15 protein-coding genes are annotated in these 17,515 nt (G+C 70.4%); 9 read left to right on the forward strand and 6 right to left on the reverse strand.

All coding sequences use genetic code 11. The annotated features are described in order from the left end of the window. Positions 1–52: 52 nt before the first annotated feature. The 5 genes from IEZ13_RS01515 to IEZ13_RS01535 all read right to left on the reverse strand — a co-directional run bounded on the left by IEZ13_RS01515 (position 53) and on the right by IEZ13_RS01535 (position 5,114). Positions 53–670, reverse strand: a complete 618-nt coding sequence (locus tag IEZ13_RS01515) for a response regulator (RefSeq protein WP_183215860.1) — start codon at positions 668–670, stop codon at positions 53–55. Further along, complete coding sequence (locus IEZ13_RS01520; protein WP_183215862.1) at positions 667–1,752, reverse strand: sensor histidine kinase; 1,086 nt, start codon at positions 1,750–1,752, stop codon at positions 667–669. The genes IEZ13_RS01515 and IEZ13_RS01520 overlap by 4 nt, the downstream gene beginning before the upstream one ends. Before the next feature lie 112 nt (positions 1,753–1,864). Next, on the reverse strand, positions 1,865–3,061 hold the full coding sequence (locus IEZ13_RS01525) for an RNA-guided endonuclease InsQ/TnpB family protein (RefSeq protein ID WP_203833616.1): 1,197 nt from the start codon (positions 3,059–3,061) through the stop codon (positions 1,865–1,867). Between the two features lie 341 nt (positions 3,062–3,402). Further along, positions 3,403–4,158: an ABC transporter permease gene (locus IEZ13_RS01530; protein ID WP_229794398.1), complete on the reverse strand. Its 756-nt coding sequence runs from the start codon at positions 4,156–4,158 to the stop codon at positions 3,403–3,405. Next, positions 4,155–5,114 (reverse strand): ABC transporter ATP-binding protein, encoded by a 960-nt coding sequence (locus IEZ13_RS01535; RefSeq protein WP_229794399.1) that lies wholly within the window; start codon positions 5,112–5,114, stop codon positions 4,155–4,157. Before IEZ13_RS01535 ends, IEZ13_RS01530 begins: the two co-directional genes overlap by 4 nt. A 122-nt stretch (positions 5,115–5,236) precedes the next feature. Here IEZ13_RS01535 and rnhA point away from each other — a divergent pair, with 122 nt between their 5' ends. Continuing rightward, on the forward strand, positions 5,237–5,722 hold the full coding sequence (rnhA, locus tag IEZ13_RS01540; RefSeq protein WP_183215866.1) for a ribonuclease HI: 486 nt from the start codon (positions 5,237–5,239) through the stop codon (positions 5,720–5,722). Here rnhA and IEZ13_RS01545 read toward each other — a convergent pair. Beyond that, entirely contained in the window at positions 5,688–6,047 is a 360-nt protein-coding gene (locus tag IEZ13_RS01545; protein ID WP_183215867.1) for a hypothetical protein, read from the reverse strand. The two genes, rnhA and IEZ13_RS01545, sit on opposite strands and share 35 nt — an antisense overlap. Before the next feature lie 116 nt (positions 6,048–6,163). Between IEZ13_RS01545 and IEZ13_RS01550 the strand changes: the two genes are divergently transcribed. The 8 genes from IEZ13_RS01550 to IEZ13_RS01585 all read left to right on the forward strand — a co-directional run bounded on the left by IEZ13_RS01550 (position 6,164) and on the right by IEZ13_RS01585 (position 17,492). Beyond that, positions 6,164–7,426, forward strand: coding sequence for an ABC transporter substrate-binding protein (locus IEZ13_RS01550; protein ID WP_183215870.1), 1,263 nt, complete (start codon positions 6,164–6,166; stop codon positions 7,424–7,426). A 17-nt stretch (positions 7,427–7,443) separates the two neighbouring features. Beyond that, the gene (locus IEZ13_RS01555; protein WP_183215872.1) at positions 7,444–8,400 is read left to right on the forward strand and encodes a DNA polymerase domain-containing protein; all 957 of its coding nucleotides are present in this window, start codon (positions 7,444–7,446) and stop codon (positions 8,398–8,400) included. Between the two features lie 136 nt (positions 8,401–8,536). Then, entirely contained in the window at positions 8,537–9,631 is a 1,095-nt protein-coding gene (locus IEZ13_RS01560) for a sensor histidine kinase (RefSeq protein WP_229794400.1), read from the forward strand. A gap of 2 nt (positions 9,632–9,633) precedes the next feature. After that, on the forward strand, positions 9,634–10,290 hold the full coding sequence (locus IEZ13_RS01565) for a response regulator transcription factor (protein ID WP_183215875.1): 657 nt from the start codon (positions 9,634–9,636) through the stop codon (positions 10,288–10,290). A gap of 88 nt (positions 10,291–10,378) precedes the next feature. Continuing rightward, on the forward strand, positions 10,379–13,108 hold the full coding sequence (locus IEZ13_RS01570; protein ID WP_229794401.1) for a putative bifunctional diguanylate cyclase/phosphodiesterase: 2,730 nt from the start codon (positions 10,379–10,381) through the stop codon (positions 13,106–13,108). Positions 13,109–13,191: 83 nt separating this feature from the next. Beyond that, complete coding sequence (locus IEZ13_RS01575; protein WP_183215877.1) at positions 13,192–14,097, forward strand: TIGR03619 family F420-dependent LLM class oxidoreductase; 906 nt, start codon at positions 13,192–13,194, stop codon at positions 14,095–14,097. A gap of 600 nt (positions 14,098–14,697) precedes the next feature. After that, on the forward strand, positions 14,698–15,714 hold the full coding sequence (locus IEZ13_RS01580) for an ABC transporter permease (protein WP_183215880.1): 1,017 nt from the start codon (positions 14,698–14,700) through the stop codon (positions 15,712–15,714). Between the two features lie 53 nt (positions 15,715–15,767). Continuing rightward, a complete protein-coding gene (locus IEZ13_RS01585) occupies positions 15,768–17,492 on the forward strand; it encodes an ABC transporter substrate-binding protein (RefSeq protein ID WP_183217166.1) in 1,725 nt (574 codons plus the stop codon). Positions 17,493–17,515: the final 23 nt, after the last annotated feature.

Genomic DNA, 17,515 nt, shown 5'->3' on the forward strand with positions numbered 1-17,515 from the left:
GCTATTAAGACGAATCGTCCTCAAGTAACTCAACGTCCGCCACAGACAGTGCTCAGAGCAGACCGTGCCGCATCGCGGTCGTGACGGCGGCCGTGCGATCGGCCACGTCGAGCTTGTTGAAGGCCCGGAGCAGATGCGTCTTCACGGTGGCCTCACTGATGAACAGCCGCTTGCCGATCTCGGCATTGGTGAGACCGGCCGCGACCAGGCGCAGCACCTCGGTCTCGCGCGCCGACAGCGCCGGCGGCGCCGGGTTGCGCACCTGCCGGACCAGCGTGGACGCCACACTCGGCGCCAGCACGGTCTCCCCGCGGGCGGCGGCCCGGACGGCATCGGCCAGTTCCTTCGGCGAGGCGTCCTTCAGCAGGTAGCCTGCGGCGCCGGCCTCGATGGCGCGCAGAATGTCCCGGTCGGACTCGTAGGTGGTCAGCACCATCACGCGAACGCCGCTGGTGGCGGCCAGGATCCGCTCGGTCGCCTCGACCCCGTCGCCGCCCGGCATGCGCAGGTCCATCAGCACGATGTCCGGGCGTTCGGCCAGCGCGAGCGCCACCCCCTCGACACCGGACGAGGCCTCACCGACGACGGTCAGGCCGGGTTCGGCGTCCAGCATGCCCCGCAGGCCCATCCGCACCACGGGATGGTCGTCGACGAGGAGGATGCGGATCACGCGGGGATCTCCAGTTCGACGGTGGTGCCGGTGTCGGCGTCGCTGCGGATGGCCAGGGCGCCGCCGATGTCGGCGGCTCGCGAGCGCATCCCGGAGAGGCCGAAGTTCCCGGAGATTCCGGGGTCGAAGCCGCGGCCGTCGTCCCGGACCACCAGGCGCACCGTGTCCGGTGAGTACGCCAGCAGCACGGCCACCTCACGCGCCCCGGCATGCCGGCGGACGTTGGTCAGGGACTCCTGGGCGGCGCGCAGCAGCACCACCTCGGCCCGGGTCGGCAGGCCGCGCTCGGCGCCGGTGATCCGGACGGTGGCGGGCACCCCGGCCTCTTCGGTGAAACGGGCGGCGCTACGGCGTACCGCCTCGGGCAGTGAAGCGGAAGCCAGCGCCGAGGGTGCGAAAGCCGCGACCATGGCCCGCGATTCCGCGAGATTCTCCCGTGCGGTGCGCACGGCGAGCGCGAGGCGCTCGTCCTTCAGGTCCGGGTCGACCGCCTGGAGCAGGGTGATGATGCTGGTGAACCCCTGTGCGAGGGTGTCGTGGATCTCGCCGGCCAGGCGGGCCCGCTCGGCCGCCGCCCCGGCCTCGTGGGAGAGCCGGGCCACCTCGGCGCGGTTGGCCTCGAGTTCGGCGATGAGCTGGGCCCGCTGTTCGCTCTGCTCGGCCATCCTGGTGATCCAGACGCCGATGCAGAGGCCTGCGGCCGTGGAGATGGCCGCGATCACCAGGTCGATCAGGATCCCGCCGGGGTCGGCGCGGAGTTCCAGCACGACCGGGATCAGGTTGGCACAAAGGACCAGGGCCACCGCCCGCCGCAGCGACACCAGCATGAAGAACAGCGGGATGATCATGAACATCAGCCAGGTGGTCACCGGCACGCCGGCCACGGCCACGGCGAAGAGCAGGAGGTACGCGACACTCACCAGCATCGACCGCTTACCGTGGTGGTCGATCAGGATCAGCGGGCGGGCCGCGGACAGGTAGAGCACCGCCATCGCGGTGACCGAGCCGACGGCGACCGCCCGCTCGGTCACCGAGTAACCGTCGGCCAGGAGGACCGCGGCCGCGATGGCGACCGCGACCACCAGGAAGTACAGCTCCCAGAGCCGGCAGCTCTAGGCCATCCAGCGGACCGGGAACAGCGACGCCGCCTTCTCTCGCCAGTCCGGCAGCAGCAGCAGCTGGCTCATCGGGTGGTTAACGGCTCCCGACGGATGAATCCGGGGGATTCCCAGCTCGGACCGCATCCGATCCACCGTCCCGGAAGGAGGTGATCGCATGTCTCACGTCGTCGGCACTGGCACGGTCTCGTTCGGCCATGGCGAGGATCGTCCTCGCGGCGTTGAGGTCGCGGCAGGCGGTGTATCCGCACGCCGCGCACTCGAAGACTCGTACACCCAGTCCGAGGCGGTGATTGGCTCTCTCGCCGCACCCGGAGCAGGTCATCGTGGTGTAGGCGGGCGGCACCAGCACCACCTTCCGGCCCGCCCGCTTGCCATGCTCGACAAGTTCTCGCTTACACGCGCCGATCGCCGCGTCGGAGGCTTTGCGGGCCATCCGGGACTTCGCGAGGAACTTCGGTTTGAAGTCCTCCACGGCGATCAGGCTGTGATGCTCGGTGACGTTCTTGGCCCAGACACGGGCGTCGTGGGTGTTCTGCCGGGCCGCTTTCTTGGCGAGCCGGGCGGCTTGTCGTTTCGCCGTTCGGTAGCCGTTCGAGGGCGCGTGCCCCTTGGGCCGGCTGCGCCGGGCCATCTTGCGCTGAGCCTTCGCCAGCTCGGCCGCACAGCGACGGCGGTGGCCAAGATGCGGCAGGTCGTAGCGGGGATCGGTGGTGGTCGCGGTGGTCTTGACGCCCCAGTCCACCCCGATGCCCGGCAGACCGGCGTCCGGCGCCACGGTGATGTCGCGGCGGACCACGAAGGATGCGTACCAGTGGCCGAGGCTGTCGCGGTAGACCCGCACGCTGGACGGCTCGGACGGCAACTCCCGAGACCACACCACCGGGATCATGACCTTGCGGGGCAGGCACAGCCGGCCGTCCTTGATCCGGAATCCACGGGTGGTGTACTCCAGGCTCGGCAGCCCGTCCTTCTTGCGCTTGGCCTTCGGCCGGCCCCGGCCCTCGACCTTGAACGAGTGACCCAGGGCTGTCGCGTAGGTGCGCAACGTCTGCTGCTGGGCGACATGCGAGCCCTCACGTAGCCACGAGTTACGGCCGCGGGCCTCAGTCAGCAGCGTCGACAGCTTGCCGAACGTCGGCTTGCGGCCGGTCCTCTGCTGGTGGACGGCTTCGTTCCACAGCCACCGGCAGCGGCCCCACTCGTCGAGCAGTGCGGCCTCCGCGATGCGGCCGGGCCGCAGGCGGTAGGTGTATCGCACTGTCTCGTCCACACCGGACATTATGCAGCGGCAAGACACACAGCCCCAGGGACCATCCGAAAGTTGCGCGCCGAACGGAACACCTCTTATCGAGGCGATCGGGGCCCAGACCTGCTCCGCTGGGTTCCGTTTCTTCCCTACGGCTAAAGCCGGGTTTCCACGGAAGGCAACCGATGAGCTGGAGCACCACCACCGGAACATTCAGGCCGGCGCCGGCATTGCGGGCGTTCCTGACCAGGCCGCTGACCGCGACGCCAGCAGGAGATCATCGAGAGTAGGAGGATCCAGGCGAAGATCCCGGACGGGACGACCGCGCGGCGGTCACCGGTTGTCCACCGATCGGTGGACACCGATCATTCCCAGCGGAATTTGCGGGCCGCCACGGCCGGCCAGAGCACCGCCCAGGCGACCAGGGCCAGCCAGATGCCGGCCGGCACCGAACCGCCGTGCATGAGCGTCTCGCGCAGCGCCTCGGCGTGTGCCGCGAGCGGCAGCAGGAACCAGCCGGCCGTGCCCAGGTCGGGGGCGCCGAACATGATGCCACCGACGGAGAGCATCACCACGTAGATCAGGGTCGCCGCGCCGGTGGTGGTCTCCGGCTTGAGCACGCTGGCCAGCAGCAGGGCGAGGCCGCTGTACCCCGCGGCGGCCAGCACGGTCACCCCGAGCGCGGGGAGCAGGGCGCCGGCCTCCGGCCGCCAGCCGACGGCCAGGCCGACCAGGGCCAGCACCAGCACCTGCACCACGATCTGGACCAGCACGGCGGCGGTCTTGGCGAGCAGCAGTCCGGGCCGGGTGAGCGGAGACGCCCCGAGCCTTTTCAGTACGCCGTAACTGCGCTCGTAGCCGGTGGTGATGGCCTGGCCGGTGAACGCCGTGGACATCACGGTGAGGGCCAGGACGCCGGGGACGACATAGCCGAGCCGGTCCTCGGTGGGCAGGTTGGTGACGTCGAACAGGCCGGCGCCGAGCAGCACCAGCAGCGGGACGCCCATGGCGAGCACCACGGCCTCGCCCCGGCGGGCGGTCAGCAGCAGCTCCATGCGGATCTGGGTGGCCAGGATGGTCCGCATCGGGGCACGCCCGGGCGCGGGGGCGAAGGTGCTCACTGGGCGGCTCCCACCGGGGTCTGCGTGGTCAGGGCGAGGTAGACGTCCTCGAGCGTGCGGCGGCGGGTGTTCACCGCGGTCACGTCGGCGCCCGCCGACGCGAACCAGGTCAGCACCTCGGCCAGGCCGGCGGTGTCGAGGGCGCCGGAGATCGTGTACTGCCCGGGGGACGGCTCGGCGACGCTCCACCGGCCGCGCAGCCCGGCCATGTCCAGCCCCGGGTCGGCACGGACCTCCAGGACGTCGACGGCCGCGGCCGAGGTCAGCTCGGCCGGGGTGCCGGTGGCCGCGACCCGGCCGGACCGCATGATCACCACGTCGTCGGCGAGCCGCTCCGCCTCGTCCAGCAGGTGGGTGGTGAGCAGCACCGAGACGCCGTCGGCGCGCAGCTCCTCGATCAGCTGCCAGGTGGTGTGCCGGGCCTCGGTGTCCATGCCGGCCGTCGGCTCGTCGAGGAAGACCAACTCGGGACGGCCGACCAGGGCCACCGCGAGGCTGAGCCGCTGCTGCTCGCCGCCGGAGAGCCGGCGGAACCGGGTGCGCTCGAAGCGGCGCAGGCCGAGCCGGTCCAGCAGCATGTCGGTGTCCAGCGGGTTGGCCGCGAACGAGGCGAACAGCCGCAGGATCTCGCCGGCCGTGGCCCACGGGTAGACACCGCCGGACTGGAGCATGATGCCGAGCCGCGGCATCAGCGCGTCGTGATCGCCGACCGGGTCCAGCCCGAGCACCCGGACCCGGCCGTCGTCCGGCCGGCGGAAGCCCTCACAGACCTGGAGCAGGCTGGTCTTGCCGGCGCCGTTGTGCCCGAGCAGGGCCAGCACCCGCCCGCGCGGCAGACACAGGGACACCCCGTCGACAGCCGTCGTGTCGCCGTAGCGCACCACGACGTCCGTCACCTCGACCGCGGCCGCGTCGCCACCAACCATGAGTCCCGCCCATCCGGATTCGTCCGCCACGGCCACCATACGGTGAGCCGCTGAGGCCTCCGGCCCGCGGTGCGCCCCGATGGTCTGTCCCACACTGCCCCACGGCGGCGGTGGGGACCTCCTACCCAGGTCGGGCCTTATCGTCTCCGAGTATGAGCGTCGTACAGATCTACACCGACGGGGCGTGTGTCCCCAATCCCGGACCGGGCGGCTGGGGCGCGGTGCTGCGCTGGGGCACGGCCGAGAAGGATCTGTGCGGCGGCGAGGCGAATCCGACCACGAACAACCGGATGGAGCTGATGGCCCCGATCCGCGCGCTGGAGGCCCTGAACCGGGCTCCACTCACGGTGGAGATCTACACCGACAGCGTCTACGTGCGGAACGGCATCACGCAGTACATGCACAACTGGAAGCGCAACGGCTGGCAGACCGCGGCCCGGCAGCCGGTGAAGAACGTCGACCTGTGGAAGCGGCTGGACGAGGCGGTGCGGCGGCACGAGGTGAGCTGGCACTGGGTGAAGGGTCACGCCGGCCACCCGGAGAACGAACGGGCCGACCGCCTCGCCGCCCGGGGGCTGCGCGAGGCCGTGGAGGCGGCGGGCGTCAACCGCGCGGCCGCGGGACCCGCCGGCCGGTGACCTTGGCGCGGGCGACCCGGTCCGGCGGCAGTTTGTAGGTGGCGGCCCGGACCAGCCCCTCGGGCACCGTGTGCCGTCCCTCCCGCTGCTCCGGCACGTCCGGGGCGAGCGGGACGACCTGCGGCGCGACCGGCCGCTGACCGGCGGCGCGCGCGGCCATGCTGAACACGCTGCGGGTGGCCGTCTCGTAGCCGTGCCGGTACGCCTCCCGCAGCTCCGCCCCGCTCTGCCGGCGCTGGTGGATCCGGCCCGCGACGTATCCGGCACAGGCCATGGCGGCGGCGGCCAAACCGACGAGGAGAAGGGTGTCGCCCGGTGCGCTCATTCTGCGATTGTGACGAATCGGATAGACCGCCAGCTATGGCCCGTTTGACGTACCCCGTTGGAATTAGGTTAATGGTCGCACTGTGCAATGAAGCGACTCGATGATGGGGGAAGTCCATGCGCACCACCCGTCGTGCCCTGGCGGCCGTCGTCGGCGCCACCGCGCTGCTGGTGACGTCCGCCTGCGGGCCCGGCGAGGACGACACCGCCGCCTCGACGGTCGAGGTCTTCACCTGGTGGGCCGGCGGCGGCGAGAAGGCGGGCCTGGACGCCCTGGCCGGCCTGTTCACGGAGTCCTGCCCCGGGCAGCGGTTCGAGAGCGGAGTGGTCCCCGGCGGCGCCGGGGTGGACGCCAAGCAGGTGCTCGCCGCCCGCCTCCAGCACAACGACGCCCCGGACACCTTCCAGGTGCACGCCGGCGCGGAGCTGCTCGACCACATCGACGCGGACCAGGTGCGGGACCTCAGCGCGGAGTACCGGACCTGGGGCCTGCGCGACGCGCTGCCGGCCGGCCTGGTCGCCGATCTCACCGTCAACGACCGGATCTACTCGGTTCCGGCCGGCGTGCACCGGGCCAACGTGGTCTGGACCAACGACCAGGTGCTCGCCGACGCCGGCATCCTGGTCGCCCCGAAGACCCTGAAGGAGTTCATCGGCAACCTGGAGCGGCTGCGCCGCTCCGGGGTCGAGTCCCCGCTCGCGCTCGGCCGTGACTGGACCCAGCTCATGCTGCTGGAGTCGGTGCTGATCAGCGATCTCGGCCCGAAGCGGTTCAGTGGCCTGTTCACCGGCACGACGAAGTGGGACAGCCGGGCGGTCGAGCTGGCGATCGAGGACTACGCCCGGATCGTCGAGTTCAGCAACACCGACCGCGACTCGCTCGACTGGCCGGAGGCCACCCGCCTGCTCATCGACGGCAAGGCCGGCTACCAGCTGATGGGCGACTGGGTCACCGCCGAGATGGCGGCGAACACCTTCAGCGGGTACGACAGCTTCACCTTCCCCGGCAACGGCATGGCCTTCCAGTGGCTGGCCGACTCGTTCGTGCTGACCACCGGCGCGGCCAACCCGGAGGGCGCCCGCTGCTGGCTGGAGACCGTCGCCTCGCCACGGGGACAGCAGGCGTTCAGCGTGCGCAAGGGCTCCATCCCGGCCCGGACCGACGCGCCGACCGACGGCTTCACCGACTATCAGCTCGAGGCGGTCGCGGACTGGCGGTCGGGCACCCCGGTCCCGTCCTGCGCGCACGGCTCGGCCTGCTCGCAGCCCTGGCAGAACGCGGCCAACGCGGCACTCGGCGCCTTCTCCACCTCGGGTGACGCCACCGCGTTGCGGAGCGCCCTCGCCGCGGCCGCCAAACAGTTCATCAGGCAGCCGTAACAGGGCACGATGGGTGCATGGGTGAGGAACGTGACGGCGTACCGCTGACCAACCTGGACCAGGAGCTCTTCCCCGGGGCCGGGGCCACCAAGCGGGATCTGATCGACTACCTGGACGTGATGGCCGGCCGGTTCCTCCCGGTGCTGCGCGACCGGCCGCTCTCGGTCATCCGGGTGCTCCGCGGCCAGGACCGGTTCATGCAGAAGAACCTGCCGAAGTACACGCCGGACTGGGTGCCCCGGGCCACGGTCTGGGCCGAATCGTCGCACCGCGAGGTGACCTACCCGCTGGCCAACGACCGCCGCACGCTCTACTGGCTGGGCAACCAGCGGGCCGTCGAGTACCACCCGGCGTTGATGACCGCCGGATCCACCCACCCGACCCACCTGATCATGGATCTGGACCCGCCGGAGGACGGCGGCTTCGGCGTGGCCGTGGCCGGCGCCCGGCTGGTCCGGCAGGCGCTCGCCGACATCGGCATGTCCGGGGCGGTCAAGACCAGCGGGGCCAAGGGCGTGCACGTCTTCGTCCCGCTCGCCGAGGGCGCCGCCGTGGAGGACGTGGCGGCCGCCCAGCGCGCGGTCGCCGCCCGGGCCGAGCGCCTGGACCCGGAGCTGGCCACCACCGCGTTCATCCGCGAGGACCGGCACGGCCGGGTGTTCCTCGACGCCACCCGGGCGGGCGGGGCCACCGTGGCGGCGGCCTACAGCCCGCGGGCCCGGCCCGGCGTTCCGGTCTCGTTCCCGGTCGGCTGGGACGACCTGGACCGGGTCACGCCCGCCGACTTCACCCTGCGCACCGTGCCCGGCCTGCTCGGCGACCGCGACCCGTGGGCGGCCGGCATGCCCGCCCCGCAGCGACTCGACCCCGGGCTGGTCGCCGAGGGGCACACCATCCCGGTCGCCCGGGTGCAGGCCATGCACGAGGGAAAGCGCCGCGCCCGGGCACGCCGGGAGGCGGCCGGCGAGGGCTAGGGCCTATCTGGGTGATCCACCAGATAGGCCCTAGGGTCTACACCGATCGGTGTAGGCCGGTACTCGGGAGGCGTCGATGCGGTTGACAGCGGCGGTAGGACGCGCCGCCCCGCCCGCCGAACCTAGCGTTCCCGGCATGACGACGAACCTGACCCGCACCGCCGCCGTCCTGACGCTGGTGGGCGTGCCGACCGGGCTCGCCCTGACCGGCGGGCTCGGCGAGACCGTCCTGGTCGGCACGCTCGCCGCGTGCCTGGCCGGACTGGTCCTGGCCGCCCGCCGGTGGCCGCTCGGCGTGCTCATCATGTCCTTCTGCACCGTCGCCGCCTGGCGGGTGGCCGAGCTCATCACCGCCGGTTGGCTGTGGCCCGCGACCGCCGCCCTGGTGGCACTGGTCCTGGCCGGGCGGCCGCGGACCGCGATCATCGCTTCGGTGCTCATGCTGTGGTGGGGTCTCACCCTGGACACCTTCGTCTACCCGCACTCGCCCGACTGGGTGCTCGCCCACCTCGGCGGGGAGGCGCTGTGGGTGGCCGCCGCGCTCGCCGGCGCGTCCGCGTACCGGAACACGCTCCGCTGGCGTGCCGAGATGGCGCACCGGATCACCCAGGACGAGCAGCGACGGCACCTCGAGGCGAGCCGGAGGCGGGCCGAGGAGCGGGTGGAGATCGCCCGTGACCTGCACGACGTGGTCTCGCACACGCTGGCCGTGGTCGGCGTGCACCTGAACGTGGCGCTGGACGCGTTCGACGAGGAGCCGGAGGAGGCGAAGGCCTCGCTGAAGCTGGCCCAGGAGGTCCGCGGCCGGGCCATGACCGACTTGAAGGCGCTGGTCGGCGTGCTGCGTGAGGGTGAACTGCCGGCGCTGGAAGGCTTGGAGCGGCTGATCGGCCGGGTCCGTGACGCCGGGCTGGACGTGTCGTTCGACGAGGTCGGCGACCCGGTCGAGGTGCCGGCGCCGGTGGCCGCCGCCGTCTACCGGGTGGTGCAGGAGTCGCTGACCAACACCGTCCGGCACGCGGGCGCCACCCGCGTCCGGGTCACCCTGCGCTACGCGCCCGGCAGTGTTCTGGTCGACGTGCACGACGACGGCGCCGCGGCCGGGCCGATGGCCGACGGGCACGGCATCTCCGGCATGCGGGAGCGGGTTGCCGCGCTCGGCGGCGCGCTCACCGCCGGTCCGGTCAAGGACGGTTTCACGGTACGAGCGACCATCCCCATCACGGAGTGAAGATGACCATCTCGGTGCTCCTCGCCGACGACCAGCACCTGGTCCGCGCCGGTTTCCGCAGTCTGCTGCGGCGCGGGCGGGACATCACGGTGGTGGGCGAGGCGTCCACCGGTGACGAGGCGGTGCGCGCCGCCCGTACCCTGCGCCCCGACGTGATCCTGATGGACATCCGGATGCCCGGGATGGACGGCATCACGGCCACGAGGCAGATCCTCGGCTTCCACCCCGCGAAGATCATCATCCTGACCACCTTCGAGACCGACGAGTACGTGTTCGCCGCGCTCGCGGCCGGGGCCAGCGGCTTCCTCACCAAGGAGATCGACCCGGACGGGCTGCGCAACGCGGTCCGGGTGGTGGCCGCCGGGGACGCCCTGCTCTCCCCCAGCGTCACCCGCCGGGTGGTCGGTGAGTTCGCCCACCGCCCGGTCGCGGCGGCCGCGTCCCCCGGCGGCGACCGGCTGGCGGTGCTCACCGAGCGGGAGCGGGAGGTGGTCCGGCTGGTCGCCACCGGCCTCTCCAACGACGACATCGCCCGCGAACTGGTGATCAGCCCGCTGACCGCGAAGACCCATGTCACCCGGGCGATCGCCAAGCTGGGCGTCCGCGACCGGGTGCAGCTGGTGATCGTGGCGTTCCAGGACGGCCTGGTCGGGAACTGACCCGCGGGATCTCCTCAAGAGCGGCTGCCGCGGCCCGATGACCCGGTTACCACCAGTGCATGGTGGCGGACCGGAAGGGGGTGAGCGGATGGCGGTCGACCGTACGGCCATGGAACCGGGCGCGTCGCGTCGCTGGATCCGCCGCTGTGTCGCGGTCGGAGCCCTGTTCCTGGTCGTCGCCGTACTGGTGATGAGCAGGGCCGGCGGAACTGCCGTGGCCGGCGCCATCGGCACCTGGGCCCTGCTGGCCGGGGCCGCGCTCGCGGCCGGCGCCTGCGTGTGGCGGTCCCGCGGCTTCACCGGCCGGGCCCGCTGGGGCTGGGCGCTGCTCGCCGCCGGGCTGCTGACCTGGGGTTTCGCCCAGTTCACGTGGCTTGCCCACCGGTGGGTGCCGGGCGTGCCGGAGGTCCTGGCGCGGCGGGGTGTGGAGGACGTCGGCCTGGTCGGGCTGGGTCTGCTCATCCCGGCCGCGCTGCTGACCATGCCGCGCGCCGCCCAGCCTCTGGCGAACCGGATCCGCAGCGTCCTCGACGGCCTGCTGATCGCGGCGTCGCTCGTACTGCTGGCCTGGATCTTCGTCGTGGACGACCTCGCGGCCGACGCGCACGGGCCGCGCTTCTACCTGACGCTGTTCTTCCCGCTGGCCGACGTCGTGATCGCGACCATGGTCGCCTACATGCTGCCGTTGCGGCGGGACCGGCGCGACTTCGGCGCCGACCTGACGTTCGTCTGCGCCGGCCTGCTCGCCTTCGCGGTCGCCGACGCCGGGCACGTCTATCTGCACCTGGTACACGATTTCGGCGCGGGGCCGATCGCGCATCTGGGCTGGCTGGCCGGCTACGCGCTGATCACGATGGGCGCGCTGCGACCCCGGGTCGCCACCGACGCCCCGCTGAGCCTGCCGCCGGGCGTGTGGAGCACCGCGGTCATGATGCCGTACCTCACGGTGATCGCCGCCCTGGTCGCCAGCGTCATGCTCCAGCTACAGACCGGGCACGTCCCCACGTTCGTGGGCTTCACCAGGTCCTTCCTGATCCTGCTGCTCATCGGCCGGCAGTTGCTCACCCAGCTGGAGAACCGGGCGCTGACCCGCGGCCTGGAGATCCGGGTCGCCGACCGCACCGCCGAGCTGTACGCCCGTGAGCAGCACTTCCACGCCCTCGTCCGGAGCAGCTCGGACGTGATCACGGTGATCGACAGCTCCGGGGTGATCCGCTACCAGTCCGAGTCGATGCAGCGTGTGTTCGGCTACCCGGCGGCGCTGTTCGTCGGCCGCCGCTACACCGACCTGGTCGACGCGGAGGTGGCGATGCGGCTGGCCCAGGCGATGCGGCAGGTCGCCGCCCGCCCGTTCGCCAACGTCACCCTCGAGGTCGTGCACACCCACCAGGACGGGCGCAAGCGGCCCTCCGAGGCGATCATCACGAACCTGGTGGACGACCCGCACGTGGCCGGCTTCGTGCTGAACACCCGGGACATCAGCGATCGGATGGAGCTCCAGGAGCAGCTGGTGCACGAGGCGTACCACGACTCGCTCACCCAGCTCGCCAACCGTGCCATGTTCCGTGAGCGGACCGCCGCCGCGCTGGAGAGCGGCGCCACCGCCACCGTGCTGCATCTCGACATGGACGGCTTCAAGCGGGTCAACGACAGTCTCGGGCACCTGGCCGGCGACCAGTTGCTGGTCCGGATCGCCGACCGGCTGCGCGGCTGCCTCCGTGAGGACGACCTGGTGGCCCGGTTCGGCGCCGACGAGTTCGGGGTGCTGCTGACCGGCGACGACGGCGCCGAGGAGGTGGCCCGGCGGATCCTCGACGACCTGGACGCGCCGGTCATGCTGGGCGCACGGCAGATCCACGTACGGGCCAGCATCGGCCTGGCCGGCACCGACCTGCTGGAGGAGTCCGCCGACACGCACGGTGACCGGGCCGAGCAGCTGATGCGCAACGCCGACCTGGCCATGCACCACGCCAAGGCGGTCGGCGGCGGCGTCTTCGCGACCTACCGCCCGCGGATGCGCGACGGCCTGGTCGAGCGCCTGGAACTCGAGTCCGACCTGCGTGCCGCCCTGGAGAACGGTGAGCTGCGCCTGCACTACCAGCCCACCGTCGACCTGGAGACCAGCCAGGTGGTCGGCTTCGAGGCGCTGATCCGCTGGCCGCACCCGACCCGCGGCATGATCAACCCACTGGACTTCATCCCGATCGCCGAGGCCACCGGCCTGATCGTGCCGCTGGGCCGCTGGGTCCTGCACGAGGCGTGCCGTCAGGCCGTCGAATGGTCGGCAGCCTCCGGCGGCCGCCCGCTCAAGATGTCGGTCAACGTCTCGGTCCGCCAGTTCGACCGGGCCGACCTGGCCGAGACCGTCGCCGCCGTGCTCGCCGAGACCGGCATGCCCGCCGACCGCCTCTGCCTGGAGATGACCGAGAGCGTTCTGATGACGGACACCGAGGCCAACCTGGAACAGCTCGTCCGTCTCAAGGCGCTCGGCCTCACCCTGGCCATCGACGACTTCGGCACCGGCTACTCGTCCCTGGCCTACCTGCGCCGTTTCCCGGTCGACACCCTCAAGATCGACCGCTCGTTCGTCGAACGCCTCGGCGTCATCGCCGACGACACCGCCCTCACCGACACCATCGTCCGCCTGGGCCGCAGCCTCGGCATGGCCACCGTCGCCGAGGGCATCGAGGAGTTCGGCCAGCTCGCGGCCCTCCGTGAGATGGGTTGCGGTTTCGCCCAGGGCTACTACTTCTCCCGCCCGGTCCCGGCCGACGAGGCCGGCCTCCTCTTCCTGGAGGGAGCCCACACACCCGCCTGATCCAGGCGTACCCGAGAAAGGTCCTCCAGAAGGACCCGGCAGATCCCGCGGCCGAGACGCGGCACAGGTTTAGGTTGACGTGCATGCTCATCAGTTTCGGATGTCCGGTTTCCGGCGCCTGGGCGCAACCGGAGACACTGACCACGATCGCCCGACGGGCCGAGGAGCTCGGGTATCACGGGCTCTGGGCGTTTCAGCGACTGCTCGTCGGGCGGGACCAGGATCTCGCGCCGATCTATCACAGTGTGCTCGATCCCATGGTCGCGCTGACCTGGGCCGCCGCCGCCACGTCCCGGATCCGGCTCGGGGTTTCGGTGATCAACCTGCCGTACGTGTCGCCCACCTATCTGGCCAAGCAGGCCGGCTCCCTGGACCGGCTGTCCGGGGGGCGGTTCGACCTGGGACTGGGAACAGGGTGGTCGGAGCCGGAGTTCGTGGCCACCGGGTCCGATCCGAAGCCGCGCGGGCCACGCACCGAGGAGTATCTGGAGGTGCTGAAGGTGCTGTTCAGTGGGGGTGAGGCCGAGTACGACGGCCGCTTCTACCGGGTGCCGCCGAGCCGGATGGCGCCGGCGCCGGCGCAGGCGGGTGGCCCGCCGGTTCTGCTCGGCGGAACCGCCGACGTCGCGCTGCGGCGGGCCGGGCGGATCGCGGCCGGCTGGGTGAGCAGCAGCCGGACAAGCCTGCCGGAGATCGAGCGTGGCGTGCGGATCGTCCGCGAAGCGGCGGAGGCCACAGGACGGGACCCGGATTCGGTGCGTATCGTCGTACGTGGCGTCGTCCAGGCCGGGCGGCGCGACGAGGCGATTCCGCTGTCCGGGACCTGGGGCCAGATCCGCGCGGGAGCCGAGAGGTACGCTGAGGCCGGCGCCACGGAGCTGTTCTACGAGCCCAACTGGGACCCGCGGATCGGCGGACCGGAGGCCGACCCGCGCGCGGCCGCGGATCTCGGGGCCGAGATCCTCGACGCGCTCGCGCCCAACGGCTGACCGTTCCAGACCGCTGCCATTAGGCCGATCCGGTGCCGGCGCCGTGCCCGGTCGGTCATCAATGGCGGCTTTCGATGGCCGGAATGGTTGCCGAATTGTCGCCCAGCCGGCCGGAGAGCGCGTCCCGTTCGGGCCAGGCGGACGGTCGGCGGAGCCCATCTATATACGGCGGAGACGGTCACCGACCGTAAATCTTCCGGCGATGGCCTCTACCGGCCGCAGGACCCACGGGAGGAACAGCCAACGAGGACATGATCTTGAAACGATGAAGAAACGGTGATGCGACATTCCAGGCCCGCCACTTCGATGACTCTGCGCAACCGTACGATTGCCCGCCGAATCTCCATAGCCGACAAAACGCCCACGGAACCAACCCACTACATGCCGGTATGGTGGTAAATTTGGGGTTTTGAGGAGTACTTCCGTGGCCGATGGTATGACCTAATCCATATGCTCGGGCCCGCTCTCTGTTATTCATTCGATGCGTCAACTCATTTCCTACGGCCCGATTCCCGACTACGTTTGCCAACCGCAGCATCCGAATACCTCTCACGCACGGCGCATGTGAGGTGTGTCCGTCCATGGAGGTGAACTACCAGCGTGGAACCGTTGATCGATGACCCCGCGCTGACGGGAAAGCCGCTCTCATCCGAGCCGGCGACCCCGTCGAAGACTTCCCCGAACACCGCGAAGGGCAAGTCGCCGACCCGCATCGCCCTGTCCCGGCTGCGCCGCGACAAGGTGGCCATGGTCAGCCTGGGCGTGTTCCTACTCTTCGTGTTCATCGCGATCTTCGCGCCCCTGCTGGCCAAACTCGAGGGCCAGGACCCGACCACGCTGAACATCGACCTGATCGACCGGAACGGATACCCGCTCATCGGGATCACCGGCGATCACTGGTTCGGCATCGAGCCGCGTCTCGGTCGCGACCTCTTCGCCCGTTGGGTCTACGGGGCCCGTCCGTCACTGATCGTGGCCGGTCTCGTCACCGTCATCACCACGATCGTCGGCGTGACCGTCGGCCTGATCGCGGGATTCGCCGGCGGCTGGGTCGACCGGGTCCTGTCCTGGATCATCGATTTCATCCTGAGCCTGCCCTACCTGCTCTTCGCCATCGCCGTTCCGGCGGTACTGCTCACCATCTTCGTCGGCACCGCGGAGAACGCGGACGCGCAACAGGTCGCCCAGGTCCGCTTCTTCAGCCTGATCCTGGTGCTCTCGATCTTCGGGTGGGCGAGCCTCGCGCGGCTGATCCGCGGCGAGGTGCTCTCCCTGCGGGAGCGGGAGTTCGTCCAGGCCGCCCGGGTGCTCGGCGTGCCCACCCACAAGGTGCTCTTCAAAGAGCTGCTGCCGAACCTGGTCGGGCCGATCATCGTCTCGGCCTCGATCGCACTCCCGACGTACGTCGTCACCGAAGCCGGTCTCACGTTCCTCGGTGTCGGACTGGTCGAGCCCACCCCCTCCTGGGGGTTGACCATCTCCACCGCGGTGACGTTCTATCGGGCCCACCCGATCTTCCTGTGGGTTCCGGTGATCGGCATCACCATCCTGGTCCTGGCGCTCAGCCTGCTCGGCGACGCCATCCGGGATGCCTTCGACCCCCGTACCCGACGGTGAACCGGCGTACGTTGCCGGCAATGGAAAGAGGAGAAATGGCGAGGCGTTTGAGAATGGCCGCGGCTACGGCCGCCGCCCTGACTCTCGGCCTGGCGGGCTGTGGCAGCCCGTCGTCCAACAACGACGAGAACAAGTCGGACGACACCGGCAAGATCTCGACCCAGACCGCGGCGATCGACCCCGACGCCAAGGGCCCCGCGCCCGAGGTCCCCGGCGCCCGCAAGGGCGGCGAGATCACGATCTACTCGCAGTCCACCCCGAACACGATCGACCCGACGGACATCTACTACGTCGACTCGAACGAGATCGGCAAGCTGCTCTTCCGTACCTCCACCCAGTTCGCCATCCGCGACGGGAAGCCGGTCCTCGTGCCGGACCTGACCGACGTCGGCACCGTCTCCGCTGACAAGCTGTCCTGGACCTTCAAGTTCAAGACCGGCGAGAAGTACGAGGACGGCTCCGAGATCAAGATCGAGGACCTGGCGTACGCGATCAAGCGCTCGTTCGCCCACGACGTCTTCGCGAACGGCCCGGCGTACCAGCTGTCCTACTTCAAGGACGGCGACAAGTACAAGGGCCCGTACACCAGCGGCACCGACTACGCCGGCGTCGAGGTCTCGGGTGCCGACACCCTGAAGATCAACCTGGCGAAGCCGTTCCCGGACCTGCCGTTCTACATGTCGTTCCCGATGTTCTCGCCGATCCCCCAGGCGAAGGACACCAAGGCCGACTACAAGAACAAGCCGATCGCCAGCGGCCCGTACAAGATCGCTTCCTACACCCCGGGCAGCGAGCTCAAGCTGGTCAAGAACGACAACTGGAACGCCGCGACCGACCCGGTCAAGCACCAGTACGTCGACGGCTGGACCTTCAAGTGGGGTGGCGACGACGTCAAGACCCAGCAGCAGGTCCTGAACAGCAACGGCCCGGACGCCAGCGCCCTGAACTACGTGGACGTGGACGCCTCGCTGATCCCGCAGCTGACCGGTGAGAAGAAGGCGCAGTTCGTCCAGGGTGAGTCGCCCTGCACCTACACCTGGCAGATCGACACCACCCAGGTGCCGCTCGAGGTCCGTAAGGCGATCGCCAAGGCCTGGCCGTACGACCAGACCTGGAAGGCCGCCGGCGTCAACGACTACGTCGGTCAGCCGGCCACCACCTTCATGCCGCCGAGCGTCCCCGGCTACCAGAAGTACACCCCGGTCGAGGACCTGGACGGCGAGGGCACCGGTGACCCGGCCGCCGCGAAGAAGATGCTGGAGGCCGCCGGTAAGGTCGGCTTCGAGCTCAGCTGGTTCTACGACAACACCAAGCCGATCCCGCAGCAGGTCTCCGCGGTCCGCGAGGCTGCCATGAAGGAGGCCGGCTTCGCGGTCAAGGCGATCGGTGTCCCGACCGCCGAGCTCCGCACCAAGATCAACGACTACGACGCCCCGGTCAACATCGCCCAGGGCCCGCGTGGTTGGTGCTCCGACTGGCCGTCCGGTGGTAGCTGGCTCCCGGTTCTCTTCAAGACCGAGAGCATCGCCGCCGGCACCAGCATGGGCGAGCTGAAGGACCCGGCGCTCGACGCCAAGATCGACGAGGTCGCGAACCTGCCGGTCGAGGAGTCCACCGCCAAGTGGGCCGCCCTCGACGAGGAGGTCATGAAGATGTACGCCGCGATCCCGTTCTACTACACCAAGTTCGGTGTCGTGATCGGCACCAACGTCGGTGGCGTCGAGGCCGACCCCACCATGGGTATGCCGCTCTTCACCAATATCTTCCTGAAGAGCTGATCCACTAGTAGGTAACGCGGTGG

It is taken from the genome of Actinoplanes campanulatus (assembly GCF_014647795.1).
Classification (GTDB): Bacteria; Actinomycetota; Actinomycetes; order Mycobacteriales; family Micromonosporaceae; genus Actinoplanes; species Actinoplanes campanulatus.

Bases quoted from the DNA above. Each gene is read 5' to 3' on its own strand.
- IEZ13_RS01545 (WP_183215867.1), bottom strand. From the start codon at position 6,047: ATGAGCGCACCGGGCGACACCCTTCTCCTCGTCGGTTTGGCCGCCGCC.
- IEZ13_RS01585 (WP_183217166.1), top strand. From the start codon at position 15,768: ATGGCCGCGGCTACGGCCGCCGCCCTGACTCTCGGCCTGGCGGGCTGT.
- IEZ13_RS01555 (WP_183215872.1), top strand. From the start codon at position 7,444: ATGGGTGAGGAACGTGACGGCGTACCGCTGACCAACCTGGACCAGGAG.
- rnhA (WP_183215866.1), top strand. From the start codon at position 5,237: ATGAGCGTCGTACAGATCTACACCGACGGGGCGTGTGTCCCCAATCCC.
- IEZ13_RS01570 (WP_229794401.1), top strand. From the start codon at position 10,379: ATGGCGGTCGACCGTACGGCCATGGAACCGGGCGCGTCGCGTCGCTGG.
- IEZ13_RS01565 (WP_183215875.1), top strand. From the start codon at position 9,634: ATGACCATCTCGGTGCTCCTCGCCGACGACCAGCACCTGGTCCGCGCC.
- IEZ13_RS01560 (WP_229794400.1), top strand. From the start codon at position 8,537: ATGACGACGAACCTGACCCGCACCGCCGCCGTCCTGACGCTGGTGGGC.
- IEZ13_RS01550 (WP_183215870.1), top strand. From the start codon at position 6,164: ATGCGCACCACCCGTCGTGCCCTGGCGGCCGTCGTCGGCGCCACCGCG.
- IEZ13_RS01575 (WP_183215877.1), top strand. From the start codon at position 13,192: ATGCTCATCAGTTTCGGATGTCCGGTTTCCGGCGCCTGGGCGCAACCG.